Source organism: Streptomyces sp. NPDC045968 (genome assembly GCF_056430475.1).
On sequence record NZ_JBWKLF010000001.1, the window covers coordinates 1,201,327 to 1,225,456 of the forward strand.

At 72.1% G+C, this 24,130-nt stretch carries 23 protein-coding genes; 12 read left to right on the forward strand and 11 right to left on the reverse strand.

Annotation, left to right across the window (positions count from 1 at the left end; all coding sequences use genetic code 11):
• Positions 1-23: 23 nt before the first annotated feature.
• From AC07FA_RS05245 to AC07FA_RS05265, 5 genes are all read left to right on the forward strand, one after another.
• Positions 24-2,027: a pectinesterase family protein gene (locus AC07FA_RS05245; RefSeq protein ID WP_479073306.1), complete on the forward strand. Its 2,004-nt coding sequence runs from the start codon at positions 24-26 to the stop codon at positions 2,025-2,027.
• Positions 2,028-2,089: 62 nt separating this feature from the next.
• The gene (locus tag AC07FA_RS05250; protein WP_479073307.1) at positions 2,090-3,424 is read left to right on the forward strand and encodes an ABC transporter substrate-binding protein; all 1,335 of its coding nucleotides are present in this window, start codon (positions 2,090-2,092) and stop codon (positions 3,422-3,424) included.
• Between the two features lie 112 nt (positions 3,425-3,536).
• Positions 3,537-4,334: a rhamnogalacturonan acetylesterase gene (locus AC07FA_RS05255; protein ID WP_479073308.1), complete on the forward strand. Its 798-nt coding sequence runs from the start codon at positions 3,537-3,539 to the stop codon at positions 4,332-4,334.
• A 23-nt stretch (positions 4,335-4,357) separates the two neighbouring features.
• A complete protein-coding gene (locus AC07FA_RS05260; protein ID WP_479073309.1) occupies positions 4,358-5,659 on the forward strand; it encodes a pectate lyase family protein in 1,302 nt (433 codons plus the stop codon).
• 113 nt (positions 5,660-5,772) lie between these two features.
• A complete protein-coding gene (locus AC07FA_RS05265; RefSeq protein ID WP_479073310.1) occupies positions 5,773-6,879 on the forward strand; it encodes a pectinesterase family protein in 1,107 nt (368 codons plus the stop codon).
• A 50-nt stretch (positions 6,880-6,929) separates the two neighbouring features.
• On the opposite strand, the gene AC07FA_RS05270 is transcribed toward AC07FA_RS05265, so the two are convergent.
• The 8 genes from AC07FA_RS05270 to AC07FA_RS05305 all read right to left on the reverse strand — a co-directional run bounded on the left by AC07FA_RS05270 (position 6,930) and on the right by AC07FA_RS05305 (position 14,197).
• On the reverse strand, positions 6,930-7,646 hold the full coding sequence (locus AC07FA_RS05270; protein ID WP_479073311.1) for a hypothetical protein: 717 nt from the start codon (positions 7,644-7,646) through the stop codon (positions 6,930-6,932).
• Entirely contained in the window at positions 7,646-8,218 is a 573-nt protein-coding gene (locus tag AC07FA_RS05275) for a SigE family RNA polymerase sigma factor (protein WP_479073312.1), read from the reverse strand. The genes AC07FA_RS05270 and AC07FA_RS05275 overlap by 1 nt, the downstream gene beginning before the upstream one ends.
• 151 nt (positions 8,219-8,369) lie before the next feature.
• A complete protein-coding gene (locus AC07FA_RS05280) occupies positions 8,370-9,821 on the reverse strand; it encodes a peptidoglycan D,D-transpeptidase FtsI family protein (RefSeq protein ID WP_479073313.1) in 1,452 nt (483 codons plus the stop codon).
• A gap of 64 nt (positions 9,822-9,885) precedes the next feature.
• Complete coding sequence (locus AC07FA_RS05285; RefSeq protein ID WP_479073314.1) at positions 9,886-10,566, reverse strand: response regulator; 681 nt, start codon at positions 10,564-10,566, stop codon at positions 9,886-9,888.
• Positions 10,563-11,825 carry a sensor histidine kinase gene (locus AC07FA_RS05290; RefSeq protein ID WP_479073315.1) on the reverse strand — a complete coding sequence of 421 codons (1,263 nt, stop codon included), beginning with the start codon at positions 11,823-11,825 and terminating at the stop codon, positions 10,563-10,565. Before AC07FA_RS05290 ends, AC07FA_RS05285 begins: the two co-directional genes overlap by 4 nt.
• A complete protein-coding gene (locus AC07FA_RS05295; RefSeq protein ID WP_479073316.1) occupies positions 11,822-12,850 on the reverse strand; it encodes a hypothetical protein in 1,029 nt (342 codons plus the stop codon). The genes AC07FA_RS05290 and AC07FA_RS05295 overlap by 4 nt, the downstream gene beginning before the upstream one ends.
• 100 nt (positions 12,851-12,950) lie before the next feature.
• A complete protein-coding gene (locus AC07FA_RS05300) occupies positions 12,951-13,424 on the reverse strand; it encodes a GNAT family N-acetyltransferase (protein WP_479073317.1) in 474 nt (157 codons plus the stop codon).
• A gap of 2 nt (positions 13,425-13,426) precedes the next feature.
• Entirely contained in the window at positions 13,427-14,197 is a 771-nt protein-coding gene (locus AC07FA_RS05305) for an IclR family transcriptional regulator (protein ID WP_453542491.1), read from the reverse strand.
• A 157-nt stretch (positions 14,198-14,354) separates the two neighbouring features.
• Between AC07FA_RS05305 and AC07FA_RS05310 the strand changes: the two genes are divergently transcribed.
• Positions 14,355-15,875 carry an aldehyde dehydrogenase (NADP(+)) gene (locus tag AC07FA_RS05310; protein ID WP_479073318.1) on the forward strand — a complete coding sequence of 507 codons (1,521 nt, stop codon included), beginning with the start codon at positions 14,355-14,357 and terminating at the stop codon, positions 15,873-15,875.
• An 80-nt stretch (positions 15,876-15,955) separates the two neighbouring features.
• Positions 15,956-16,336: a hypothetical protein gene (locus tag AC07FA_RS05315; protein WP_479073319.1), complete on the forward strand. Its 381-nt coding sequence runs from the start codon at positions 15,956-15,958 to the stop codon at positions 16,334-16,336.
• On the opposite strand, the gene AC07FA_RS05320 is transcribed toward AC07FA_RS05315, so the two are convergent.
• Positions 16,327-17,748, reverse strand: coding sequence for an MFS transporter (locus AC07FA_RS05320; RefSeq protein ID WP_479073320.1), 1,422 nt, complete (start codon positions 17,746-17,748; stop codon positions 16,327-16,329). The genes AC07FA_RS05315 and AC07FA_RS05320 overlap by 10 nt on opposite strands.
• 70 nt (positions 17,749-17,818) lie before the next feature.
• Here AC07FA_RS05320 and AC07FA_RS05325 point away from each other — a divergent pair, with 70 nt between their 5' ends.
• The 4 genes from AC07FA_RS05325 (at position 17,819) to AC07FA_RS05340 (ending at position 21,257) form a co-directional block, all read left to right on the forward strand.
• Positions 17,819-18,790: a GlxA family transcriptional regulator gene (locus AC07FA_RS05325; RefSeq protein WP_479073321.1), complete on the forward strand. Its 972-nt coding sequence runs from the start codon at positions 17,819-17,821 to the stop codon at positions 18,788-18,790.
• Positions 18,791-18,810: 20 nt separating this feature from the next.
• On the forward strand, positions 18,811-19,314 hold the full coding sequence (locus AC07FA_RS05330) for an N-acetyltransferase family protein (protein WP_479073322.1): 504 nt from the start codon (positions 18,811-18,813) through the stop codon (positions 19,312-19,314).
• Positions 19,315-19,373: 59 nt separating this feature from the next.
• Complete coding sequence (locus AC07FA_RS05335; protein WP_479073323.1) at positions 19,374-20,102, forward strand: DsbA family oxidoreductase; 729 nt, start codon at positions 19,374-19,376, stop codon at positions 20,100-20,102.
• Between the two features lie 93 nt (positions 20,103-20,195).
• Entirely contained in the window at positions 20,196-21,257 is a 1,062-nt protein-coding gene (locus AC07FA_RS05340; protein ID WP_479073324.1) for an aminotransferase class V-fold PLP-dependent enzyme, read from the forward strand.
• 32 nt (positions 21,258-21,289) lie between these two features.
• On the opposite strand, the gene AC07FA_RS05345 is transcribed toward AC07FA_RS05340, so the two are convergent.
• Positions 21,290-21,799, reverse strand: coding sequence for a MarR family winged helix-turn-helix transcriptional regulator (locus AC07FA_RS05345; protein ID WP_479073325.1), 510 nt, complete (start codon positions 21,797-21,799; stop codon positions 21,290-21,292).
• Positions 21,800-21,977: 178 nt separating this feature from the next.
• Between AC07FA_RS05345 and AC07FA_RS05350 the strand changes: the two genes are divergently transcribed.
• Complete coding sequence (locus AC07FA_RS05350) at positions 21,978-23,048, forward strand: alkene reductase (RefSeq protein WP_479073326.1); 1,071 nt, start codon at positions 21,978-21,980, stop codon at positions 23,046-23,048.
• Positions 23,049-23,064: 16 nt separating this feature from the next.
• On the opposite strand, the gene AC07FA_RS05355 is transcribed toward AC07FA_RS05350, so the two are convergent.
• Positions 23,065-24,117: a LacI family DNA-binding transcriptional regulator gene (locus AC07FA_RS05355; protein ID WP_479073327.1), complete on the reverse strand. Its 1,053-nt coding sequence runs from the start codon at positions 24,115-24,117 to the stop codon at positions 23,065-23,067.
• Positions 24,118-24,130: the final 13 nt, after the last annotated feature.

The window sequence follows — 24,130 nt, forward strand, 5'->3', positions numbered from 1 at the left end:
CCGCCTGTATGGGAGCCGCAACGATGCACCTCCGTACCAAGCGCACCAGAGCCCGTACGCTCGCCTCGGGCCTGGCCCTGGCCGCCGCCCTCCTCGTACCGAGTGCGCCGGTCCAGGCCGCCGGGGCCGGTTCCGCTCCGCAGGACTCCGCCGGCCACCGCACCTGGTCCGACACCCCGCACGGCTTCGCCTCACTGGCGGGCGGGACGACCGGGGGACTCGGCGGCAAGGTCGTCACCGTCTCCACCCCGTCGGACCTCGCGAAGTACGCCGGGGCCGAGGGGCCCTACATCATCCGGGTCGCGGGCTCCCTCGCGGTCGAGCCGTTCGGCGGCGACATCGACGTGACCTCGGACAAGACCATCGTCGGCGTCGGCGACACGGCCGAGATCGTCCACGGCGAGCTGCATCTGAACCCCGGCACCAGCAACGTCATCATCCGCAACCTGACCATCCGCGACTCGTACGTCGAGGGCGACTGGGACGGCAAGACCACCGACTTCGACGCCATCCAGATGGACTCCGCCGACCACGTCTGGATCGACCACAACCGCCTCACGCACATGGGTGACGGCCTGCTCGACATCCGCAAGGACAGCGAGTACATCACCGTCTCGTACAACCACTTCGACCACCACAACAAGGCGCTCGGCATCGGCTGGACCACGAACGTCAAGACGCAGATCACCATCGACCACAACTGGTTCAGCGGCACCAAGCAGCGCAACCCCTCCGCCGACAACTGCGCCTACGCCCATCTCTACAACAACTACCTCTCCGCGCAGGTCGCGGACGGGGACCCGCTGTGGACGTACGGCAACTGGGCGCGCGGCGCCACGAGGATGGTCATCGAGAACAGCTACTACGAGGGCGTCCAGCACCCCTACCAGGCCGACGCCACCGCCGAACTGGTCCAGCGCGGCTCGGTCCTGAAGGACACGACCGGCCGCACCGACGCCTGGGGCGCCGCCTTCACGCCGCGCGACTTCTACCCGTACACCCTGGACCGTGCGGCCGACGTCCCGACGCTGGTCACCCGTTACTCCGGGCCGCAGAAGAACATCGGCACCGACACCGTCCTGCGGGTCCCGGCCCACTACCCGACCGTGCAGGCGGCCGTCGACGCGGTGCCCGCGGGCAACGACGGGCGGATCACGGTGCGGCTCGCCCCCGGCACCTACCGCGAGCACGTCAGGATCGGGAGGAACCAGCATCGCGTCTCCCTCGTCGGCACCGGCCCGCACCGCGACGACACCCTCGTCGTCTTCGGCACCCCGGCCGGTGAGCTCAAGCCCGACGGCTCCACCCAGGGGTCCTGGGGCAGCGCGACCCTGGTCGTCGAAGGGCACGACTTCAGCGCCCGCAACCTGACCTTCTCCAACGACTTCGACGAAGCGGCCGTCGAGCTGAACGGCGAACAGGCCCTCGCCGTGAAGACCACGGGCGACCGGCTGACCTTCACGGACACCGGCTTCCTGGGCAACCAGGACACCCTGATGACCGACACCCCGGCCCTCACCCAGAAGGCCCGTGTCTACATCCGGGACTCCTACATCGAGGGCGACGTCGACTTCATCTACGGGCGCGCCACCACCGTCGTCGAACGCTCCGTGATCAAGGCGCTCAGCCGTGGCTCGGACACCAACAACGGCTACATCACGGCCGCTTCGACCTGGAAGGACAACCCGTACGGCTTCCTGATCACCCGGAGCCGGATCATCAGCGACGCCCCCGCGGGCTCCTTCCACCTCGGCCGGCCCTGGCACCCGGGCGGCAACCCCGACGCGATCGGCCAGGTCCTCGTCCGGGAGACCCTGCTGCCGGCCGCCATCAAGGCGAGCCCCTGGACCGGCATGAGCGGCTTCCCCTGGCAGGAGGCGCGGTTCAGCGAGTACCGGACGTACGGACCCGGGGCCGCCGTCACCGCGGACCGGCCGCAGCTTCCGGCGCGGGACGCCGCACACCACGACGTGGCCGACTACCTCGCGGGCGAGGACGGCTGGACCCCCCACCGCACGCAGCACTGACACTCCCTTCCCGACCCCCCGCACCACAGCACAGCGACCGAACCGAGAGAGAAGAGCCGACCATGAACATCTCGAAGACGTACCGGGGGCGTGCCGCGGCAGCGGTCTCCCTCACGGCAGTGCTCGCGCTGACGGCCACGGCCTGCGGTGACGACGGCAGCGGCTCCGGCAACGAGGGCAGCGGCAAGGGCGAGATCACCTTCTGGGACAACAACGGCGGTCCGCGCACGGCTGTCTGGACCGAGATCATCAAGGACTTCGAGAAGAAGAACCCGGACATCGAGGTCAAGTACGTCCCGATCCCGATCGCCGACGTCCAGTCCAAGTACGACACGGCGATAGCGGGCGGCGGGCTGCCGGACGTCGGCGGTGTCGGCACGGCCTACCTCTCCAACATCGTCTCGCAGGAGGCGCTGGAGCCGGTCAACGACCGGCTGAAGGAGTCGGCGCTGAACGGCAGGCTCGTCGAGTCCATGGTCGACAGCGTCAAGGTCGCGGGCGGCCGGGGCGACGACATGTACACCGTGCCGACCTCGGCGAACAACGGCGCGCTCTGGTACCGCACCGACCTGTTCGAGGCCGCCGGCCTGGAGGCGCCCACCACCTGGGCGAAGTTCTACGAGGCGGCGGAGAAGCTGACCGACGCCAAGAACAACAAGTTCGGGTACACGATCCGCGGTGGCGCGGGCTCCATCGCCCAGGCCATCGACGCCTCGTACGGCCAGTCCGGCATCACGGAGTTCTGGGACGGCGACAAGACGACGCTCAACGACCCGAAGAACGTCGCCGCTCTGGAGAAGTACGCCGCCCTCTTCAAGAGGACGACGCCGTCCGCCGACGTCAACAACGACTTCACCAAGATGGTCGCCCAGTGGGACACCGGCACGATCGGGATGCTCAGCCACAACCTCGGCTCCTACCAGGACCACCTGAAGGCGCTGGGCCCCGACAAGTTCGCCGGAATCCCCAACCCGGTGGGCGACGGCGGCAAGCGGGTCCAGGTCTCCAACCCCGTCGACGGGCTCGGTCTGTTCCGGGCGAGCAAGAACAAGACGGCGGCCTGGAAGTTCATCGAGTTCGCGGCCTCGCACGAGTCCAACAGCAAGTGGAACGAGTCGGCCGGTGCCATCCCCGCCAACACCGAGGCGGCGAAGGACCCCTGGATCTCCGCTTCCGAGCCGACCGCGCTCGGTGCGAAGGCCCTCACCGACGGCTCCACCACGATCGTGCAGCTGCCGTACTACCTGCCCGACTGGAACAACATCAGCAAGGCCGACAACGAGCCGGAGTTCCAGAAGCTGCTCCTCGGCAAGGTCACGGCCAAGGCGTTCCTCGACAAGATCGCCGATGAGCTGAACGCCGCGCAGAAGGAGTGGAAGGAGCTGGGCAACGGCTGATCCGGCCGGCTCCGCCTCCCCTGACCGGGACCGGCGGCGGTACGGGTCGCGCCCCGCCGCCGGTCCCGCTCCACGCAGGACCACCACCTCCCCAGAGAGAGGCAGTCCCCTCGTGTCCCTCACCCGCAGAAGGACGGCAGCCGCACTGTTCGCGCTGCCCCTCGCCTTCGCCGCCACCCCCGCCTTCGCCGGGAGCGGCGGCGGCCGCCCGAGGCCCCGGACCGTGCACATCGCGGGCGACTCCACCGCCGCCCAGAAGTACGCCGACGCCGCACCCGAGACGGGCTGGGGCATGGCCCTGCCCTTCTTCCTCGGCCATGGCGTCGGAATCGCCAACCACGCGGTGAACGGGCGCAGTTCGAAGAGCTTCATCGACGAGGGCCGCCTCGCCGTGCTCCTGGAGGGCGTCCGCGAGGGCGACCTCGTGCTCATCCAGTTCGGGCACAACGACGCCAAGAGCGCCGACCCGACCCGCTATACGGAGGCCTGGTCGACGTACCAGGAGTACCTGCGGCAGTACATCGACGGCGCGCGGACCCGTGGCGCGCTGCCCGTCCTCGCGACGTCCGTGGAGCGCAGGAAGTTCGACGCGAGCGGCACGGCCCTGCCCACCCACGGTGAGTACCCCGCAGCGATGCGGGCGCTGGCCGAGGAGGAGGACGTGACGCTGGCCGACATCCAGGCCCTCTCGATCGCCCTGTGGCAGAAGCTCGGCGCCGAGGAGACCAAGGCGTACTTCCACTGGACCGCGACCGAGCAGGACAACACGCACTTCAACCCGCCGGGCGCGATCGCCGTGGCCCGGCTCGTCGCGGCCGCGCTGCTGGAGCACCGCGCGCTCGCCCCGCGTGAGGTACGCCGCCTCGACGACGAGATCCCCGCGTCCTGGATCACCTGGCCCCAAGCCTGAACCGCACGAAGGAGAGCCGCACGATGAGAACCCCAACATGTCATGGGCGCGTCATGAGTACGCTGGTCGGCTGCACCGCCCTCGTCCTCGCCGCCACCGGAACCGCCCAGGCCGCGGGCCACCACCCCGACCCCGCCCGCCAGACCCTCGCCGCTCAGGACGGCTGGGCCTCCGCGGGCACCGGCACCACCGGCGGTTCGGCCGCCGACGCCGGCCACGTCTTCACCGTCACCACGTGGGCCGGGTTCAAGGCCGCGCTCACCGCCGCCGCGGACGCCCCGTCGATCATCAAGATCAAGGGCACCATCGACGCCACCTCCGGGGGATGCGCGTCCTTCGAGGCGCCCGGTTACGACTTCGACCAGTACCTCGCCGACTACGACCCGGCCGTCTGGGGACTCGACGACCCGCTCACCGGCGAGCAGGAGGAGCTGCGGGCCGCGTCCGCGGACAACCAGAAGCTGGGCATCATGGCGTACGTCCCGGCGGACACGACCATCGTGGGCGTGGGCGGGAACGCCGGGATCAGGGGCGGCAGCCTCCAGATCAAGGGCGTCGAGAACGTCATCCTGCGCAACCTCACCATCGAGGCCCCGCTGGACTGCTTCCCCGCGTGGGACCCGACCGACGGCGCCACCGGCGCCTGGAACTCCGAGTACGACGCGGTCGTGGTCCACGGCTCCCAGCACGTCTGGGTCGACCACAACACCCTCACCGACGGCCGCTACCCGGATTCCACCCTCCCGTCGTACTTCGGCGAGATCTACCAGCAGCACGACGGCCTCCTGGACATCGTCCGCGGCGCCGACCTGGTCACCGCCTCGTGGAACGTCCTCACCGACCACGACAAGACCCTCATGATCGGCAACAGCGACAGCGCGGGCGCTGACGACCGGGGCAAGCTCCGCGTCACCCTCCACCACAACCACTTCGACGGCGTCGTCGAGCGTGCCCCGCGCGTGCGCTTCGGCAAGGTCGACGCGTACAACAACCACTTCACGGTCACCGCCGGCCAGAAGTACGGCTACTCCTTCGGCATCGGCATCGAGTCCCAGCTCGTGGCGGAGAAGAACTCCTTCTCACTGCCGTCGTCGGTGCAGGCGGGCACGGTCCTCAAGAAGTGGAAGGAGGCGCCCCTGACGGCTTCCGGCAACTACGTCAACGGCGCCGCCACCGACCTGATCGCCGTCCACAACGCGCAGTACCCGGCCGAGCAGCTGGCGTCCGGCGCGGGCTGGACCCCCGAGCTGCGCACCAAGGTCAACGACCCGCGCGCGCTCCCCGGCCTCGTCACCAGGAAGGCCGGCGCGGGCAAGGTCTGCTGACCGCCTCCGCCGGGCCGGGGCGGACCGGCCGTTCCGCGTGCCACGCCCGCCCCGGCCTCTCCGCCCCGCCCCGGCCTCTTCTGTTCCCGCGCAGCAACGGAGGTACCTCCCGCATGGCCTCGTACGTCCCTCTCGCCCGCCGCGCCTTCCTCACGGGCGCCGCACTCGCCACCGCCGGACTCGCCCTCGCCCCCCGGGCGTACGCCACGGGCCCCGCACCCTTCGGCCGGTACGGATCACCGGCCCGGCGCCTCACCCCGCAGACCCTCTACGTCGATCCGCGCGGCCGAGGCGACCACACCACCGTCCAGGCCGCCGTCGACGCGGCCTCCGGCACCGGGCGCGTGCTCGTCCTGGCCCCCGCCGTGTACCGCGAGACCGTCTCGGTCCCCGAGGCGCGCACCGGCCTCACCCTGATCGGGGCGGGCGAGGACCCGCGCACCACGGTCATCGTGTACGACAACGCGGCAGGCACCCCCAAGCCCGACGGCTCCGGCACCTACGGAACCAGCGGGTCGGCCACCACCACCGTCAGGGCCGCGGACTTCACCGCGCACCGCGTCACCTTCGCCAACGACTGGCTGCGCGCCGACCACCCGGAGATCACCGGCACCCAGGCCGTGGCCCTCAAGGTCATGGGCGACCGCTCGGCCTTCCACCACTGCCGCTTCCTCGGCCACCAGGACACCCTGTACGCCGACACCCCGGCGCTGTCCGTCTTCTCCCGGCACTACTTCTCGCACTGCTACGCCGAGGGCGACGTCGACTTCGTCTTCGGCCGGGCGACCGCCGTCTTCGAGCACTGCCGCTTCCACGCCCTGGACCGCGACGTCGACTTCACACCCAAGGGAATGTTCTTCGCCCCCTCCACCGCCCGCGCCAACCCGTACGGCTGCCTGGTGGTGAGGTCCCGCTTCACCAGCGGTGCGCAGGACGCGGCCTACAAGCTGGCCAGGCCGTGGGTGCCGAGCTCCGACCCCACCGCCTGGCCGTCCCTCGTCGTACGCGAATCGGTGATCGGTCCGGGAACTGACGCCGTGGCCCCGTACACCAACATGGCGTCCGGCTATCCGTGGCAGGACCAGCGCTTCGCCGAGTACGCCAACACCGGCCCCGGAGCACGCGTCCCGGTCCCCGGGAACCGCCCCCAGCTCACCCGGGAGCAGGCGAGATCCCACACCCGCGCCGCGTACCTGGACGACTGGGACCCGCACAGCTGACGCCCGAGGAGCGCCACGGGGCGGCGGTCCCCCGGCGTGACCCCTCCGGATCAGTGGGCGGGGTCGAAGTCCCCGCCCACGGCCGCCTGCCGGCCCGAGGCGCGGGCGCGGGCGGTGTAGTCGTCGTCCTTGGCGTCGCGGACCCCCTCGGCGTGGTTGTACTGGCCGGCGAACGTGTGCGTACCGACGGGGACGGTCCGTCCCGGCTTCAGCGTCCAGCGGTAGACGAGGAAACCGCCCTCCTCCCGCGCCGACGCGGCGAAGTCCTCGACCGGGAGGGAACGCCAGGAGCCGGTGGTGTTCACCCCGCCCGTCAGCGCGATCCGCAGCTCCACCGTGAGCGCCGAGAGGGCCTTCCCGGTCTTCACCGTGATCTCGCTCTGCGCCCAGTAGCGGTTGCTGTTCGGGTTCACCGAACCGTCCGACCACAGCGGCCCGTCCTCGGTGGGCAGCGCGCGGCCCCGCCCGGCCGCCGGTGCCGACGGTGCGGCCTGTGCCGGGGGGCCCGCCACCCGCTGGCCGCCCCCGTCGTCACGGACGGCCGAGGTGACCGCGAGCGTGCCCGCGGCCAGCACCCCGCACACCGCCACCGTCGCACCCACGACCCGCAGCCACGGCATCGGCCCGCGGAAGGGCCGCGGGGCCCGTCCGGCTCGGGCCGGGCGGCCCCGCGCCATCCCGCGCTCCACCCGGGCCAGCATCCGTTCCCTGTCCGGGTGGTGTGCCCGCGCCGCGTCCTGGAGTCTCTGTCGCAGCTCGTCGTCCATCAGTGCCTTCCTTCGCCGCGCCGCGCCGCGGCGGCCACCCGCACCTGCGCGGCGCCCCCGTGCGGACCGAGCAGGCGTTGCAGCTCCGCGACACCGCGCGAAGTCTGGCTCTTCACCGTGCCGACCGATATCCCGAGGACCAGCGAGGTGTCCCGCTCGGACAGATCGAAGGCGTGCCGCAGCACCACGCACGCCCGCTTGCGGAAGGGCAGCCTGCGCAGCGCTCCCTGGACGTCGACGACCGCCGGCACATCGGGGTCGTCGACCGCGTACCCCTCGCCGTCCCCGCGCGGCGCCCAGAACAGCGCGACCCGGCGGCGCTCCCGCACCGCGCTGCGAATCCGGGTGCGGGCCAGATTCGCGACGACACCCCGCGCGTACGCCACCGGATGGTCGGCCGCCCGCACCCGGTCCCACCGGTGCCAGAGCGCCATCAGCGCGTCCGCCGCGAGGTCGTCGGCGGCATCGGCCTCCCCGGTCAGCAGATGGGCCAGCCGGGCCAGTTCGGCGTAGTGGGCCTCGAAGAACTCATGGAACTCGGCGGCAGCGGCATCGTCGACGGCTCTGCCCACGGGTACCTCTCTCTGCGGTCGGGTCCCTCCCGGCGCACGGCCCCCGCCGCGTACCGTGCCCGGAACACCCGCGGGGAGCGGGCGGGGCGAGAGCGTACCAGCGCACACCGCAAGCGCTTCGACGCGGGTGCACTCCCTCCGCCGCTCCTCGTCACCCGTCGAGCGCCGCCTTCATCATCTTCTGGGCGATCGGCGCCGCGAGCCCGTTGCCGCTGACCTCGGAGCGTGCCGCACCGGAGTCCTCGACGACCACGGCGACCGCGACCTGCTTGCCGGTGGACTCGTCCTTCGCGTACGAGGTGAACCAGGCGTACGGGGTGTTGCTGTTGTCCACGCCGTTCTGCGCGGTGCCGGTCTTGCCGCCGACCTCCGCCCCGGCGATCTTCGCGTTCGTGCCGGTGCCCTCCTCGACGACGGTGACCATCGCACTGCGCAACTGCTCGGCCGTGGACTTTGACACGACCCGCTCGGTGTCCCCGTCCGGGAACTCCTCCAGCGTGGCGCCGTCCGCGTCCGTCACCTGGGAGACCATGTGGGGGGCCGCCAGCTCGCCGCCGTTGGCGAGGGCGGCGGAGACCATGGCCATCTGCATCGGGGTGGCCGTCACCTCGAACTGGCCGATGCCCGTCAGCGCCGTCTGCGCCTTGTCCATGCCGGTCGGGTAGACGCTCTCCGAGGCGCGTACCGGTACGTCCAGTTCCTTGGTGTCGAAGCCGAAGCGGTCCGCCATCGCCTTCACCTTGTCCTGGCCGAGATCGGCGGCGGCCTTGGCGAAGACGGTGTTGCAGGAGTACATGAGCGCGGTGCGCAGTGTGGCGTTCTCGCAGGGGGCGGTGGAGCTCTCGTTCTTCAGGACCGTCCTGGTCCCCGGCAGGGTGTATGGGTCGGGGCTGTCGGTCGGCTCGTCGACGGAGCCGTACAGACCGTCCTCCAGTGCCGCCGCCGCGACCACCAGCTTGAACGTCGAGCCCGGCGCGAGAGGCTGCCTCAGAGCCCGGTTGACCAGTGGCTTGTCCTTGTCGTCCAGCAGCTTCTGCCAGGCGTCGCCGTCCGTCGTCCCGCTGATGTCCGAGGGGTCGTACGAGGGGGAGGAGACCATGCCCAGAATCCGGCCGGTCTCCGGGTCCATCGCGACGGCGGCGCCCTTGTCGTCGCCCAGCGCCTCGAAGGCGGCCTTCTGGACGTCCGGGTCGATCGTGGTCAGGACGCTGCCCGGCGCGGTCCGCTTGCCGGTGATCACATCGCCCGGGTTCTTCAGCCGGTCGTCGGTGCCGTCGAGGACATCGCTGTAGATGCCTTCTAGCTGGGTCGCGCCGTACGCCTGCGAGCTGTAGCCGGTGACGGCCGCGTACAGCTCGCCCTGGGTGTAGGTGCGCTTGTACTGAAGATCGCCGCCGCTGGTCCCCTTCGATCCGGTGACCGGGGAACCGGCCACGATGATGTCACCGAGCGGCCGCGCGTACTGCGCGATGGTGTTCCGCCGGTTGTGCTCGTCGTCTGCGAGCGCCCGGGCCTCGTACGCCTGCACCCAGGTCGCCCGCACCAGCAGGGCGAGAACCATCAGCAGACAGAAGACCGACGCACGCCTGATCGTCTTGTTCATCCTGCTGGGGGGACGAGCGGGGCCGTGCGGGACGTTCCCGTCTGTGCCCCTTCTCACCCTTTTCTCACCTGTCCGAACCGGGCGAAAGGGCAGGTCGGCCGGGGGTGATGAAGCCCGACTCGTAGGCCGTGATCACCGCCTGTGTACGGTCCCTGGCACCCGTCTTCGCGAGCACGGCCGCCACGTGGGACTTCGCCGTCGCCGCTCCCACCCGCAGCCGCCCGGCGATCTCCGCGTTGGTCAGGCCGGCCGCCATCAGCCGCAGCACCTCCGCCTCCCGCCCGGTGAGCCGCGCCACCCAGGGCGCGGACGCCCGTGGCCCGCCGTACCGTTCCGCCAGCCCGCGGACCGCGGCCGGGAACAGCAGGGAATCACCGCGCGCCACCAGCCGCACCGCCTGGACCAGCTCCTCGGCAGCCGCGCGCTTCAGCAGGAAGCCCGCGGCTCCGGCGCGGAGCGCGTCGTACACATAGGAGTCGTTCTCGAAGGTGGTGACGACGACGATCCGCGGGGGAGCGTCGAGCGTGCCCAGGATCTGTTCGGTGGCCCGGATGCCGTCGATCTCCGGCATCCGTACGTCCATGAGCACCACGTCGGGGCGCAGCTGCCGCACGACCGACACCGCCTCGGCGCCGGTGGCCGCCTCGCCGACGACCTCCAGGCCGGCCTCGGCGTCCAGGATCACACGCAACGCCGTACGGACCATGCGCTCGTCGTCGGCGACCACGATCCGGATGGCGCTCATCGTCTCCCCTCTCCGGAGGTCCGTGGGCCCGTCAGCGGAAGCCGGGCGCTCAGCCGCCACACACCGGCCTCGGGCCCCGCCCCGGTACGGCCGCCGAGCAGCACGGCCCGTTCGGCGATACCGCGCAGCCCGCGGCCGCCGCCCGGCCGCACCGCCGAGGGCCGTTCGGGCAGCGCGTTCTCCATCGTGATCTCCAGGTCCTCGCCGTGCGCCGAGATGCGCAGCTCCACCGGCGCACCGGCCGCGCCGTGCCGCAGCGCGTTGCTCAGCCCCTCCTGCACGATCCGGTACGCCTCCCTCGACACGGTCTCCGTGAGCGCCCCCGGATCGACCCGCGCCGCATACGAGACGGGGACCCCGCAGTGCGCCAGCAGCCCGTCCAGTGCGCCGAGACCCGGCCCTGCCGGGCCCTCCGCACCCTCCGCGCCTTCCTCGCCGTGCCGCAACAGGCCGAGCACGGAGTCGAGTTCACCGACAGTGCGCCGGGTGGTCTCCTCGATCGCGGTCAGCGCCTCACGGACGAAACCGACATCGCTGTCCAGGACCCTGCGTGCCGCACCGGCCTGGAGGGTGACCGCGCTGAGCGCGTGGCCGACGGAGTCGTGCAGTTCCCGGGCGAGCCGGTTGCGTACCGCCAGATCGGCGGCCCGGCGCTCGGCGGCCGCCAGCCGGTCGTCGGGGGTCGGGCCCAGCAACGCCGGTGCCCGGCGGGCGAGGAGCGCCGCGGCCGCCGCCGCGCAGCCCGCCATCGCGACCAGCATCGCGACCCCCGCGACCGGTGCCAGGGCCAGGAACCAGGGCCCCTCCAGCGCCTCGGGCAGACGGAGCGCCCGGGAGGTGCGCACCGTCGCGAAGAGAGGGGCGACCATGACGGCCACCGCGTACGGGGTCAGCGCCAGGGTCAGCCCGCTGATGATGCCGCCCAGCGCCAGATGCAGGGTGTACCAGCCCGCGGCCCGGACCTTCGCCTGCCGGGTCCTGGCCGGCCCGTCGGCGAGCAGGTCCGCGCGGACGTCGCACAGGGCGCGGGCCGCGGCCACCGACAGGGGGCGGACGAGCGGGAAGAGGCCGGTGACCGCGGCCATGGGAAGCGCGATCAGGAACGCGGTCAACTGGGCGGCCACGGAGGTGAAGACGGTGTCGCCGCGGTACGAACCGACGATCACCGCGCCGACGAGGAAGTACGGCATGAGCAGCGCGCCGCCGATGATCAGGTGCAGCCAGCGCAGTCGGGCCCGCCGCCCGAGGAGCAGGGTCACGGGCGCGGGCCGGACGGCTTCGCCGCCGCCGCGCGCTCCGCGAAGAAATACGCGCCCTGAGTGACCACCAGCGCCCCGACCAGCATCTGCACAGCGTAGAGCAGGACCATCCCCGTGGTGGGCCGGTCGCCGGCCTCCTCGACCCCGGTCAGCGAGGCGATGCTCATCCAGCCGCCCCAGCAGGCCATGGCCCCCGAGCCGCCCCAGGCGAGGGCGAGCGGGACCCGGAGGGGCAGCCTTCCGCCGCGGCGGAAGGCGAGCAGCAGCACCCCGGCGACGGTCGCGGCGGCGAACAGCGCGTCGACCGCCTGGAGGGCGTGGAAGCCGGTGGTGCGTACGTCGGCCCGGGCCGGGTTGAGTGCGGCCGTGCCGCCGGCGGCCCACAGCAGATGCATCGTGCCGGGCACCAGGGCGAACCCGGTCGCCGCCACGGCGCCGAGGCGCAGGACGGGGGTGGGGGGGCTGTCCGGGAGGTCGCGCAGGGCACCCCGCCAGAGGTGGCCCCAGCGGTCCTCGGCGTAGAGCACGAACAGGGCGCCGAGCGCGAGCCCCTGGACGATGAAGCCCGTGTAGACGACGCCGAAGACCCAGTCGTCGAGGAAGGGGCGCCGGCCGGAGTCCGTCGGCGCCGGTGTCCCGCCGCCGAGGAGCCCGACGAGGAGTTGCACCGGGAAGCCGGTCATGATCGGCAGGAGCAGCCCCGTCGCGACCCACATCGGCAGGGCGAGCAGCCAGGCGGGGACGCGCCGCCCCCAGCCCTGGGTGAGCAGAAGGACGATGACGATGACCGACGCGTCCATCAGCACGGTGGCGGCATTGGCGACGATCATCGTGGTGCGGTGGTCGAGGAGTGAGCTGCCGTCCGGGATGCCCAGGTGACTGCCCGCGATCCAGGCCGCCTTGAGCGCGAGGTACGGCAGGCAGGACGCGATCGCGAGGATCCTGAGCACGGTGCGGGCCCGGCCGGGGCCCGCGGGTGGTGCGACGGGCGCGTGGGGGCGGGATGCGAGCGGTGTCTTCGTCATGACCCCCACGCTCCCGGAGCGGGCACCCCGGCACGTCCCGCGTCGCGACGATCCGTCTCCGCCGTGCGGCGGAGACGGCCCTCGCTCCCAGGTATGCCGCTCAGGCGTCCAGGGTCAGCAGCAGCTCGTCGGTCTCCTCGCCGCGGGCCTGCGCGAAGCCCCGGTCCCGGCCGGTCACGACGAATCCGCACTTACGCAGCACCCGGACCGAACCGGCGTTGTCGGCCGCGGCCCGTGCGTGCAGCGGACGCTCCGGTACGAGGCCGAGCAGCGCGCGCAGGGCAGCGGTCGCGAGACCGCGCCCCCAGTGGGCGCGGTCGATCCAGTACGTGACCTGGCGGTCGTCCGGCGGTCCGTACACCCCGGTATTGCCCACCACGACTCCGTCGGCGAGCACGGTCCGCATCACTATGTGCTCGGCCGAGCGGATGCGGGCCCAGTGGGCGTCGAACGCGGCCCGGTCGGTGGGGTCCTTGCTGGTGAAGGCCGCGATCCGGGTCGCCTCCGGGTCGCTCATGTACGTGAAGAAGAGCGGCAGATCGCCGTCCCGCACCTCGCGCAGCGTCACGTCCATGGTCAGAGCCTCCGCGTCGCGAGGGTGAGCCGGTCGCGGGCGTCGAACAGGGCGTCCTTGACCATCTGTTCGTGCGCGGGCGTGAGGCGGGCCACCGGAACCGAGCAGCTGATCGCGTCACGGGCGGGGGTCCGGTAGGGGATCGCGACGCCGAAGCAGCGCAGCCCGAGGGTGTTCTCCTCGCGGTCCACCGCGTAGCCCTGCTCGCGGATGACGTGCAGCTCCTCGATCAGCTTCTCGCGGTCGGTGAGGGTGTGCTCGGTCAGCGCGGGCAGTGTTTCGGGCAGCATCTTGCGGACCTGCTCGTCGCTGTGGGTGGCCAGCAGCGCCTTGCCGAGCGAGGTGGAGTGGGCGGGCAGCCGGCGGCCGACGCGGGTGAAGGGGCGCAGATAGTGCTGGGACTGCCGGGTGGCGAGATAGACGACGTTCGTCCCGTCGAGGCGGGCCAGGTGGATGGTCTCCGTGGTGTCGTCGGAGAGCCGGTCCAGGGTGGGCCGGGCGGCGGCGACGACCTCGTCCCCGTCGATGTACGAGGTGCCGACGAGCAGGGCCCGTACGCCGATCCCGTACCGCGTGCCCGTGGCGTCGGTCTCCACCCAGCCGAGCTCCACGAGCGTCCGCAGCAGCATGTAGAGGCTGGACTTCGGGTAGCCGACGGCCTCCTGCACGGAGGCCAGCGAGTGCATACCGGGGCGCCCCGCGAAGTATTCGAGCAGCTCAACCGTCCGTACCGCGGACTTGACCTGCGCCCCACCAGACTCGGCAACCGACATGCCCTACGCCCCTTTCAGCCCTCACGCGAAACCCTGCAACTTCTTGCCAACACTGATCGCCCGGAAATAGAGTCCCCCGTAAGTTCACGATCAGGAACGTTGTTCAGAATACCGAACAACTCCTGGTTGTGCGGCAGAGGAGCGGGAAGGAAATACGGTGGCAGCAGCACCAGTCTGGAGCGTCGACCCCCGAACCGGGAACCCGCGTGAGCAGGTTGCGGTGGAGGCTACAGCGGAGGAGGTCGACCGGGCGGTCCGGGCCGCCCACGCCGTACGCGGTTCGCTCGCCGACCGCACGGTGCGCGCCGCGTTCCTGCGTACCGCGGCCGATCTGCTCACGGAGGCCGGAGAGCACGTCGTCGAGGCCGCCGACGCCGAGACGGCACTCGGCCCGGCCCGGCTCACCGGTGAACTCGCCCGTACGGCGGCCCAGCTGAGGGCGTTCGCGGAAGTCGTCGACGAAGGCGCGTTCCTGGACATCCACATCGACCACGAGGACGGCAGCAGGACCCCGCCCTGGCCGGACCTGCGCCGCTACAAGATCCCGCTCGGCGTCGTCGCCGTCTACGCGGCCAGCAACTTCCCGCTCGCCTTCTCCGTCCCCGGCGGTGACACAGCCAGCGCGCTCGCCGCGGGCTGTCCCGTCGTCGTCAAGGCGCACCCGGACCACCCCGCCACCTCCGAACTCTGCGCCTCCGTACTGCGCAGGGCCGCCGTGCGCAACGGCCTGCCCGAGGACGTGGTGGCCCTGGTGCACGGCTTCGAGGCGGGCGTCGAGCTGGTCAGGCACCCGCTCGTCGCCGCGGCCGGCTTCACCGGCTCGATCCGCGGCGGACGCGCCCTGTTCGACGCGGCGGCGGCCCGGCCCACCCCGATCCCCTTCCACGGCGAGCTCGGCTCCCTGAACCCGGTGGTCGTCACCGAAGCCGCCGCCGCCGAGCGCGCCGAGCAGATCGGGGCCGGGCTCGCCGGCTCGATGACCCTGGGCGCGGGACAGTTCTGCACGAAGCCCGGCTTCGTCCTCGTACCGGCCGGCGGCACGGGCGATCAGCTGGTGAAGTCCCTGACGGGTGTGGTCAGCGACAGCGGGTCCGCGGTCATGCTCGACCAGCGCATGCGCGACGCCTTCGTCGAGGGTGTACGGGAACGGGCCGGACTCCCGGACGTGACGGCCCCCGTCACCCCCGGCGCGGGCGGCGAGCACACCGTCTCCCCGGGCTTCCTGACCGTACCGGCACAGCGGCTGACCACCGACGGCCCGCACGACGCCCTGCTGGAGGAGTGCTTCGGCCCGGTCACCGTCGTCGCGCGCTACGAGACCGAGGACGAGATCACCGCGGTCCTCTCCCGCCTCCCGGGCAACCTCACCGCCACGCTCCAGACGGCCACCGAGGAGACCGACGACAGCGCCGCCCGGCTCCTCGCCGCGCTCACCCCGCTGGCCGGACGCGTCCTGGTCAACGGCTGGTCGACCGGCGTCGCCGTCGCCCCCGCCCAGCACCACGGCGGCCCGTACCCGGCGACCACCTCCACCTCCACGTCGGTCGGCGCGACGGCGATCGAACGCTGGCTGCGCCCGGTCACCTACCAGACGACCCCGGACGCCCTGCTGCCCCCGGAACTCCGCGAGTCCAACCCCATGGGGCTGCCCCGCCGCGTGGACGGGCACCGCGAGTAGGCCCTCCGGCCTTCGTACTCACACGAAAACCGAGTAGGAACCCCCGCCCTCCGGCCCCGGCCGGAGGGTGGAATGGCTCCATGAGTCGAACATCCACCGAACAGCGTGAGTGGGCCGTGTCGGGCCGCACCCGGCGCCCCGACCCCGCCGAGCAGGCCGACCGCAAGCTCCGCAGGGCGGCCGCCATCGGCCTGGCGCTGATCGTCCCCGTCGCGCTCCTCTGCGGCATCGCCGCCCTGGCCTCGTCCGACGGCTCCCGCTGTCTCACCTACGGCGAGCGGTGCTCCCACGTGTCAGGCACCGTGATTCTCTCCGTGCTGGCGGCGACGGCGGTGTTCGGCCTCGCGGCATCCGCCTGCCCCCGCCGCCTGCTGCCCTTCTCCCGGGCGCGCGCCTGGCTGCTGTTCCTCCAGTACGCGACCCTGTGCACGGGCGCGTGCCTGATCATGACCTACACCTGAGGTCCGGAGGCGTCGGACCCGGCGGTCGCGCCGCGGCCCAGCCGGGTCGTCGCCAGCGTGGTCAGCGAGAGCAGTACCAGGCAGATCACCAGGGTCGTCCGCAGACCGGCCCCGAATCCGTCCGCGATCAGCGTGCCGAACGCCGCCACGCCCAGCCCGCCCGACACCTGGCGGGCGGCGTTCAGTACCCCGGCGGCGATGCCCGCCCGCTCCGTCGGGACGGCCTCCATCATGGCCGCGGTCAGCGGCGGCAGGGCCAGGCCCGAACCCAGCGCCAGCGGCGCCAGCAGTACGGAGGCCAGCCACAGCGGCGTTTCCGCGTCGACCAGCAGGAGCAGCAACAGGCCGCCCAGCGAAACCAGTTGGCCGATGAGCATGGGAAGCCGCGGCCCGTACCGGTTCGCCAGCCTGCCCGACAGGACGTTCACGACGACGAGCAGCCCCGTCATCGGAAGGAACATCAGCCCGGTGGCGAGCGCCGACTGGTCGCGTACCTGCTGAAAGTAGAGACCGAAGACGAAGAGCAGCCCGTAGAAGGCCACGCTGATCGCGGACCCGGAGGCCACCGCGACCGCGACCGTCCGGTTGCGGAACAGGTTCAGCGGGACGACCGGATGGGGATGCCGCGACTCGACCCGTACGAACGCGGCCAGCCCCACGACCGCGACGCCCAGCGCCACCAGGGCGACGGGTCCGTCCTCGATCACCGCGAACGCCAGTGCCGTCAGGGCCAGTACGGCGGTCAGCTGGCCCGGCAGATCCAGCGGTGCGGGACGGCGGGGCGAACGCGGGACGCGGAACGTCAGCGCCAGGGCGACGAGTCCCAGCGGCAGGTTGATGAAGAAGACGGCCCGCCAGTCCCAGACCGTCGTCAGCGCCCCGCCCGCGACCGGCCCCAGTGCGACCGCCGTCGTCCCGCCCGCCGCCCACAGGGACACCGCACGGGCGCGGCCGGCGGGATCGGTGTACGCCTGGCGCACCAGCGCCAGCGTCGTCGGCAGCACCACGGCGGCCGCGATGCCCTGCACCACCCGGAACCCGATCAGCGCCGGGAGGGTGGGGGCCAGACCGCACGCCATGGACGCCGCGGTGAACAGGGTGATCCCCACGGCGTACGCCCGGGTCGCACCGACCCGGTCCGAGAACGCCCCCGTCGACAGCAGCAGCGCGGCGAAGGCGATCGTGTACGCGTCGACGACCCACTGCATCCCCGGCATGCCGCCGCCGAGGCCGGTGGCCATCGACGGAAGCGCCACGTTCACCACCGACACGTCCAGGGTGATCAGCGCGAAGCCGAGCAACGAGGCGACGAGAGCCGGGGCGGGGGAGGGCCCGGAGGCGGAAGGGCTGTCCCGGACCGGGGGCAACTGTGCGGCGGGACCGGGTGCTTGGGTGATGTCCGTCGGTGGCATGGCCCCAGCCTGACTGCCGTTCGCGGCTTACAGTAGTGGCCTGAATGCCATAGCTCCGGAGGTTCTGGCCATGTTCCGTGCGCATCGCGTGGCTGTGATCGCGACGCCGCCCGTGTCGATGTTCAACATCGCCATCCCCGAGATGCTGTTCAGCAAGGTCGAGGTGGACGGCGCCCCGGGATACGAGACCGTCGTCTGCACGACGGACCCGGGCCCCGTCCGCACCACCGGCGGCCTCGATGTGCAGGTCCCCCTGGGTCTGGAAGCCGTCGCGACCGCCGACACCGTGGTCGTCGCGGGGGCAGGTTCCCGGGAGGAACCCGACCCGCTCATCCTCACGGCCCTGCGCGGGGCGGCCGACGAGGGCAAGCGCGTCGCCTCCATCTGCACCGGCGCCTTCACCCTGGCCGAAGCCGGCCTGCTCGAAGGCCGGGCGGCCACCACGTACTGGACGTACACCGGCGAGCTGGGCGAACGCTTCCCCGGCGTCGAGCTCCAGAAGGACGTCCTGTTCGTCCAGGACGGCCCGGTCCTCACCTCGTCCGGGTACGCGGCGGGTATCGACATGTGCCTGCACATCATCCGCGCCGACTACGGCGCCGCCGTCGCCAACACCGTGGCCCGGCTCGCCCTCGTCGCGCCCGTGCGCCCCGGCGGGCAGACCCAGTTCACCGACACCCCGCTGCCGGCCGAACGGGGCGTCTCCTTCACCTGCACCCGTGCCTGGGTGATGCAGCACCTCGACGAACCGCTCACCCTCACCGACCTCGCGCGCCACGCGGGCGTCTCCGTGCGCACCCTCTCCCGCCGCTTCCATGCCGAGACCGGACTCAGCCCGCTCCAGTGGCTCCTCCACCAGCGCACCGAACGGGCCCGCGAGCTCCTGGAGACCACCACGCTTCCCATGGACCAGGTCGCCCGCGCCAGCGGCCTGGGCACCGCCGACTCCCTGCGCCAGCACATCCAGCGCCGCCTCGGCCTCACCCCGAGCGCCTACCGGGCCTCGTTCAGCAGGCTGCCCGCCGGGGCAACCGCGAGCTGACGCGGAGCGTCCCTTCCACCATGATCAGAACCGCCACACCGGACGACCTCGACGCCGTCGTCCGGCTCCACACCGAGGCCCGCGCCACCTACTACCGCGACCACCTTCCGGTCGAGGAGTACGAGGGGGCGGCCGAGGTCGGCCGCAGCCGGGACGGCTGGGCGCGGGCCATCGCCCGTACCGACGCCACCGTGCTCTGCGCCGAGCGCGCGGGGGCCCTGGCGGGCATCGCGGCCTACGCGGAGCGCGACGGTTCCATGTATCTGTCCCAGCTCCACGTCGCGCCCTCCCAGTGGCGTACGGGAGTGGGCACCGCCCTCCATACCGCCTGCACCGACGCCTGGCGACGGGCCGGAGTGCGGACCGCCCGGCTGGAGGTCTTCGTGCACAACGCCCGTGCCCAGTCCTTCTACGCCCGCCACGGCTGGACCCCCGATCCGGAGAGGCCGCGCGCGGGCAGCCATCTGCTGTTCTTCCTCGACGTGGGGAATCAGCCGGAGCCGTTGAACGTTGAACGGGGGTAGCGGAGGGTACCTCCGTGCCGCACGTCCGTGGTGCCGAGATCCTGGAGAGAAGAAGAGTCATGCGCGTCGAGATCTGGAGCGACATCGCCTGCCCGTGGTGCTACATCGGGAAGGCCCGCTTCGAGAAGGGCCTGGCCGGGTTCGCGCACCGCGACGAGGTCGAGGTGGTGCACCGTTCCTTCGAGCTCGACCCGGGACGGGCCAAGGGCGACACCGCGCAGGTGATCGACATGCTGGCCCAGAAGTACGGGCGCACCCGTGAACAGGCGCAGGCCATGGAGGCCAACGTCGCGGCGAACGCGCGGGCCGAGGGGCTGGGCTACCGCACCGAGGGGCGCGACCACGGAAACACCTTCGACATCCACCGGCTGCTGCACCTCGCCAAGGCGCGCGGCCGTCAGGACGAGCTGCTGACCCTCGCCTACCGGGCGAACTTCGCCGAGGAGCGCTCGGTCTTCGACGCGTACGTGCTCGTGGAGCTCGCCGTCGAGGCGGGGCTCGGCGCGGACGAGGTCCGTGCGGTGCTCGCCGACCCCGGCGCGTACGCGGACGAGGTCCGGGCCGATGAGCGCGAGGCGTCCGAACTGGGTGCCAACGGGGTGCCGTTCTTCGTGCTCGACCGGCGGTACGGGATCTCCGGCGGCCAGCCGTCCGAGGTGTTCCTCCAGGCGCTGGAGCAGGCGTGGAAGGACCGCCCCGTCACCGCGCTCACCACGGTCGGCGGCGACGCGGCGGCCTGCGGCCCCGAGGGCGCGTGCGAGGTTCCGCAGCCCGGCGGCACCGGCTGATCACGGTCTGGCCTGCGCTGATAAGCGTTGCTTAGGGGCACCCCTTGACTTTGGTCAATTGACTATGAGTTGAGGGGGCTCCAGGGTGGGCGCATGGAGATCTCTTCGCTCACACGCGCCGCGCACGCCGAGTTCGCGCCGGAGACCACGTATCTCAACACGTCCACCTGCGGGCTGCTGCCCCGCCGCACCGTCGAGGCGGTGAGGGCGCTCGCCGAGGACAACGCCTCGGGCCGCAGGGCCGGTTCGGGTGACTTCGACGTCGTGGACGCGGCAAGGGCCGGTTTCGCGCGGCTGGCCGGTGTCGGCCCGGACCGGGTGGCCGTCGGCGGCTCGGTCGCCGTACATGTCGGGCTGATCGCGGCCTCGCTGCCCGCAGGGGCCGAGATCCTGGTCCCCGAGGGGGAGTTCAGCTCGGTCGTCACCCCGTTCGCGCTCCGTGGTGATCTCGACGTGCGCCATGTCCCGCTGGAGGGGCTGGCCGACGCGGTACGGCCCGGCACCGCGCTCGTCGCCTTCTCCTCGGTGCAGTCCGCCGACGGCAGGATCGCCGATCTGGACGCGGTGCGGGCGGCGGCCGCCGCCCACGGCGCCCGTACGCTGCTCGACGCCTCCCAGTCCGCGGGCTGGCTTCCGCTGGACGCCGGGGCCTACGACTACACCGTCACCGGCGCGTTCAAGTTCCTGCTCTGCCCGCGGGGTACGTCGTTCCTCACCGTCACCGAGGAGGCCCAGTGGACCCTGCCGCCCCTCTTCGCCGGGATGGCCGCCGCGGAGGACCCCTCCAACAGCACGTACGGGCCGGTCACCCGGCTCGCGCCCGACGCCCGGCGCTTCGACGCACCGCCCTCGTTCCTCTCGTACTACGGGGCGGAGCGCTCCCTCGCCCTGCTGGGGGAGGTCGGCGTCGACACCATCCACGCCCACGTCACCGGGCTCGCCGACCGGTTCCGGTCGGGCCTGGCGGGGCTGGGGCACGAGGCGGTCCCGGGCGCGTCGGCGATCGTCGCCGTGCCCGGACTCGGCGACCGGGAGCCGGAGCTGGCGCGGGCCGGGGTCATGGCCTCCGACCGGGCCGGAAACCTGCGGGCGGCCTTCCACCTCTACAACTCGGCAGCGGATGTGGACCGGGCGCTGGATGTCCTGGGCGGCTGAGGACGACGGGGCCCCGATTCGGGGGAGAGACCCTAGGTCCTCTCGGGGCAGTTGGCGGTCTCCTGGCAGAGGTTCTCCTCGACCTTGCCCAGCAGCCGGGCCAGCTCCGAGCGCTCGGCGGGGTCCAGGCCCACGAGCGTGTGCTCCTCAAGGCTCGCCCACGCGGTCGTCACGTCCGTGAGCAGGGTGCAGCTGTCGTCCGTGGCCTCGACCAGGACGGCCCGGCGGTCGTCCGGGTCGGGGCGGCGGCGCACGTGCCCCGTCTGTTCCAGGCGCTGGAGCATCTTCGTGACCGTCGACGGGTCGAGGTCCATGGCCCTGATCAGGTCCGACTGGCGTACCGCCCCGGAGTCCCAGAGGTGCATCATCAGGTGCTCCTGGCCGGGGTAGAGGCCGAGCCCCTTGAGCAGCTTGCCCGCCGCGATCCGGTGGAGCCGTGCGACCCGGGAGAGGGCATGGCTGACCGGGCCGCCGCGGGCTGCCTCGGGCAGCAGGCCCTCGGTACAGGCGGGGTCTGCGGCGGCTGCGGAATCGGCCTTCATCGGGGCTCCTCGGGGGTGGTGCTCGGTGGTGCTCGGGGTGGTGCCCGGCCGGACCGTGTCGTTCCGGGCCACTTACCGGAAACTTTACCTTGGTCGGCCAAGCATTGCGCTACAGTGACGGCATCGCCATTACTTGGCCGACCGACTATTGGTCGGCCATATATCCCTGGGAGCTTTCATGACCACCGTGTTCGACCCCATCGACCTCGCCGGTACGCAGCTCGCCAACCGGATCGCCATGGCCCCGATGACCCGCAGCCGGGCCGGCGAGGGCGGCACGGCCACCGCTCTCACCACCGAGTACTACACGCAGCGCGCCTCGGCCGGGCTCATCATCACCGAGGGCATCCAGCCCTCGCCCGTGGGTCAGGGCTACCCCTCCACCCCCGGTCTGCACAGCGCCGAGCAGGTCGCCTCCTGGCGCGCGGTCACCGACTCCGTGCACGCGGCCGGCGGCCGGATCTTCGCCCAGATCATGCACGCGGGCCGGATCGGCCACCCGGTGCTGCTGCCGGACGGGCTGGTCCCGGTGGGCCCCTCCCCGGTCGCCGCCGCCGGCCAGGTCTACACCCACGAGGGCCCGAAGGACTTCGTGGAGCCCCACGAGCTGACCGACGCCGAGATCCGCGCCACGATCGCGGACTTCGCCACCGCCGCGCGCAACGCGGTCGAGGCCGGCTTCGACGGCGTCGAGCTGCACGGGGCCAACGGCTACCTGATCCACCAGTTCCTCGCGCCCAACACCAACCGGCGCCAGGACGCCTGGGGCGGTTCGGAGGAGGCCCGCATCCGCTTCGCCGTCGAGGCGGTCAAGGCCGTCGCCGCCGAGATCGGCCCGGAGCGGACCGCGCTGCGCATCTCGCCCTCCAACCCGTACAACGACATCGACGAACCCGCGCCGGACGCCGTCTACACCGCGCTGGTCCGTGAGATCGAGCCGCTCGGTCTCGCCTATCTGCACGTGCTGGAGGGCGTGGACATCCGCGAACTGACGCTCGCGCTGCGCAAGCAGTTCACCGGCACCTTCGTCCTCAACGCCCTGACCGAAGGGCCCACCGGCCCCGGGGACCACACGGTGATCGACGACGGCATCGCGGACATCATCTCCTACGGCGCGCTGTTCCTCGCCAACCCGGACCTGCCGGCCCGGCTGAAGGCCGGCGGCCCCTTCAACACCCCGGACGCCACCACCTTCTTCGGCGGGGACGCCAAGGGGTACGTCGACTATCCGGCGCTGGACGCCGTGTAGCGGCGGCCCGCGATCACTACGCCGAATCCCGTCGCACCAGTTCCGTGGGGAGTATCACCGCCGCCGGGTCCTCCCCGCCGATCTGGGCCAGCAGGACCCGTACCATCTCGGCGCTGATCCGGTCCCACGGCTGCCGGATCGTCGTCAGCGCCGGCCGGGAGGCGAGTGCCGCCGGGGAGTCGTCGAAGCCACCAACGGCGACATCCTCCGGCACCCGCCGCCCCGCCTTCTCCAGCGCGGCGAGCACCCCCTGGGCCATCAGGTCGGACGCCACGAACACCGCGTCCACGTCGGGGGCCCGCTCCAGGAGCAGCTCGGCGGCGGCCTGGCCGCCCGCCCGGCTGTAGTCGCCCGGGACGATCAGCGCGTCGTCGGCGGGCAGCCCGCAGTCGGCGACCGTCTCGCGGTAGCCCGCGAGCCGTTCCACCCCGCCCGGGGTGTCCAGGGGGCCGCTCACCGTACCGATGCGGCGGCGCCCCGACTCGTACAGGTACCGCACCATGTCGCGTGCGCCGTCGCGGTCGGCCGCCGCCACATAGCTGACCTTGGAGCTGTGCCCGAGCGGCTTCCCGCACGCCACCAGCGGCACCCCCGCCTCGTGCAACTGGGCGGAGACCGGGTCCCCTGAGTGGCTGGAGACCAGCAGGACACCGTCCACATGACCGGCGATGTACCGCATGTTCCTGCGGCGTTCCGCCTCCGTGCCCGCGATCATCAGGAGCAGCGGAATGTCGTGCGCGGCCAGCGCCGTGGTGCAGCCGCGCAGCAGCACATTGAAGTTCGGGTCCTCGAAGAACCGCTCCTGGGGCTCGGTCAGCAGGAACGCCACCGAGTCGGACCGGCCGGTGATCAGCGAGCGGGCGTGCCGGTTCACGGTGTACCCGGTCCTGCGGATCGCGGCGTTGACCGCCTCCAGCGCGGCGGGGCTGACGTTGTGACCACCGTTGAGCACCCGCGAGACCGTGCCGCGGGAGAGACCGGCCTCACGCGCCACGTCATGGATCGTCGGCGGCCGGCGGCGTCCCGTACCGGAGTGCCCGGACCGGCCGGGCTGTTCTGAGCGGCTCATGGTGCATGATCTT

Coding starts and splice junctions, on each gene's coding strand:
- AC07FA_RS05245 (WP_479073306.1), top strand. CDS start 24: ATGCACCTCCGTACCAAGCGCACCAGAGCCCGTACGCTCGCCTCGGGC.
- AC07FA_RS05250 (WP_479073307.1), top strand. CDS start 2,090: ATGAACATCTCGAAGACGTACCGGGGGCGTGCCGCGGCAGCGGTCTCC.
- AC07FA_RS05260 (WP_479073309.1), top strand. CDS start 4,358: ATGAGAACCCCAACATGTCATGGGCGCGTCATGAGTACGCTGGTCGGC.
- AC07FA_RS05265 (WP_479073310.1), top strand. CDS start 5,773: ATGGCCTCGTACGTCCCTCTCGCCCGCCGCGCCTTCCTCACGGGCGCC.
- AC07FA_RS05270 (WP_479073311.1), bottom strand. CDS start 7,646: ATGGACGACGAGCTGCGACAGAGACTCCAGGACGCGGCGCGGGCACAC.
- AC07FA_RS05280 (WP_479073313.1), bottom strand. CDS start 9,821: ATGAACAAGACGATCAGGCGTGCGTCGGTCTTCTGTCTGCTGATGGTT.
- AC07FA_RS05285 (WP_479073314.1), bottom strand. CDS start 10,566: ATGAGCGCCATCCGGATCGTGGTCGCCGACGACGAGCGCATGGTCCGT.
- AC07FA_RS05295 (WP_479073316.1), bottom strand. CDS start 12,850: ATGACGAAGACACCGCTCGCATCCCGCCCCCACGCGCCCGTCGCACCA.
- AC07FA_RS05300 (WP_479073317.1), bottom strand. CDS start 13,424: ATGGACGTGACGCTGCGCGAGGTGCGGGACGGCGATCTGCCGCTCTTC.
- AC07FA_RS05305 (WP_453542491.1), bottom strand. CDS start 14,197: ATGTCGGTTGCCGAGTCTGGTGGGGCGCAGGTCAAGTCCGCGGTACGG.
- AC07FA_RS05315 (WP_479073319.1), top strand. CDS start 15,956: ATGAGTCGAACATCCACCGAACAGCGTGAGTGGGCCGTGTCGGGCCGC.
- AC07FA_RS05320 (WP_479073320.1), bottom strand. CDS start 17,748: ATGCCACCGACGGACATCACCCAAGCACCCGGTCCCGCCGCACAGTTG.
- AC07FA_RS05325 (WP_479073321.1), top strand. CDS start 17,819: ATGTTCCGTGCGCATCGCGTGGCTGTGATCGCGACGCCGCCCGTGTCG.
- AC07FA_RS05330 (WP_479073322.1), top strand. CDS start 18,811: ATGATCAGAACCGCCACACCGGACGACCTCGACGCCGTCGTCCGGCTC.
- AC07FA_RS05335 (WP_479073323.1), top strand. CDS start 19,374: ATGCGCGTCGAGATCTGGAGCGACATCGCCTGCCCGTGGTGCTACATC.
- AC07FA_RS05340 (WP_479073324.1), top strand. CDS start 20,196: ATGGAGATCTCTTCGCTCACACGCGCCGCGCACGCCGAGTTCGCGCCG.
- AC07FA_RS05345 (WP_479073325.1), bottom strand. CDS start 21,799: ATGAAGGCCGATTCCGCAGCCGCCGCAGACCCCGCCTGTACCGAGGGC.
- AC07FA_RS05350 (WP_479073326.1), top strand. CDS start 21,978: ATGACCACCGTGTTCGACCCCATCGACCTCGCCGGTACGCAGCTCGCC.
- AC07FA_RS05355 (WP_479073327.1), bottom strand. CDS start 24,117: ATGAGCCGCTCAGAACAGCCCGGCCGGTCCGGGCACTCCGGTACGGGA.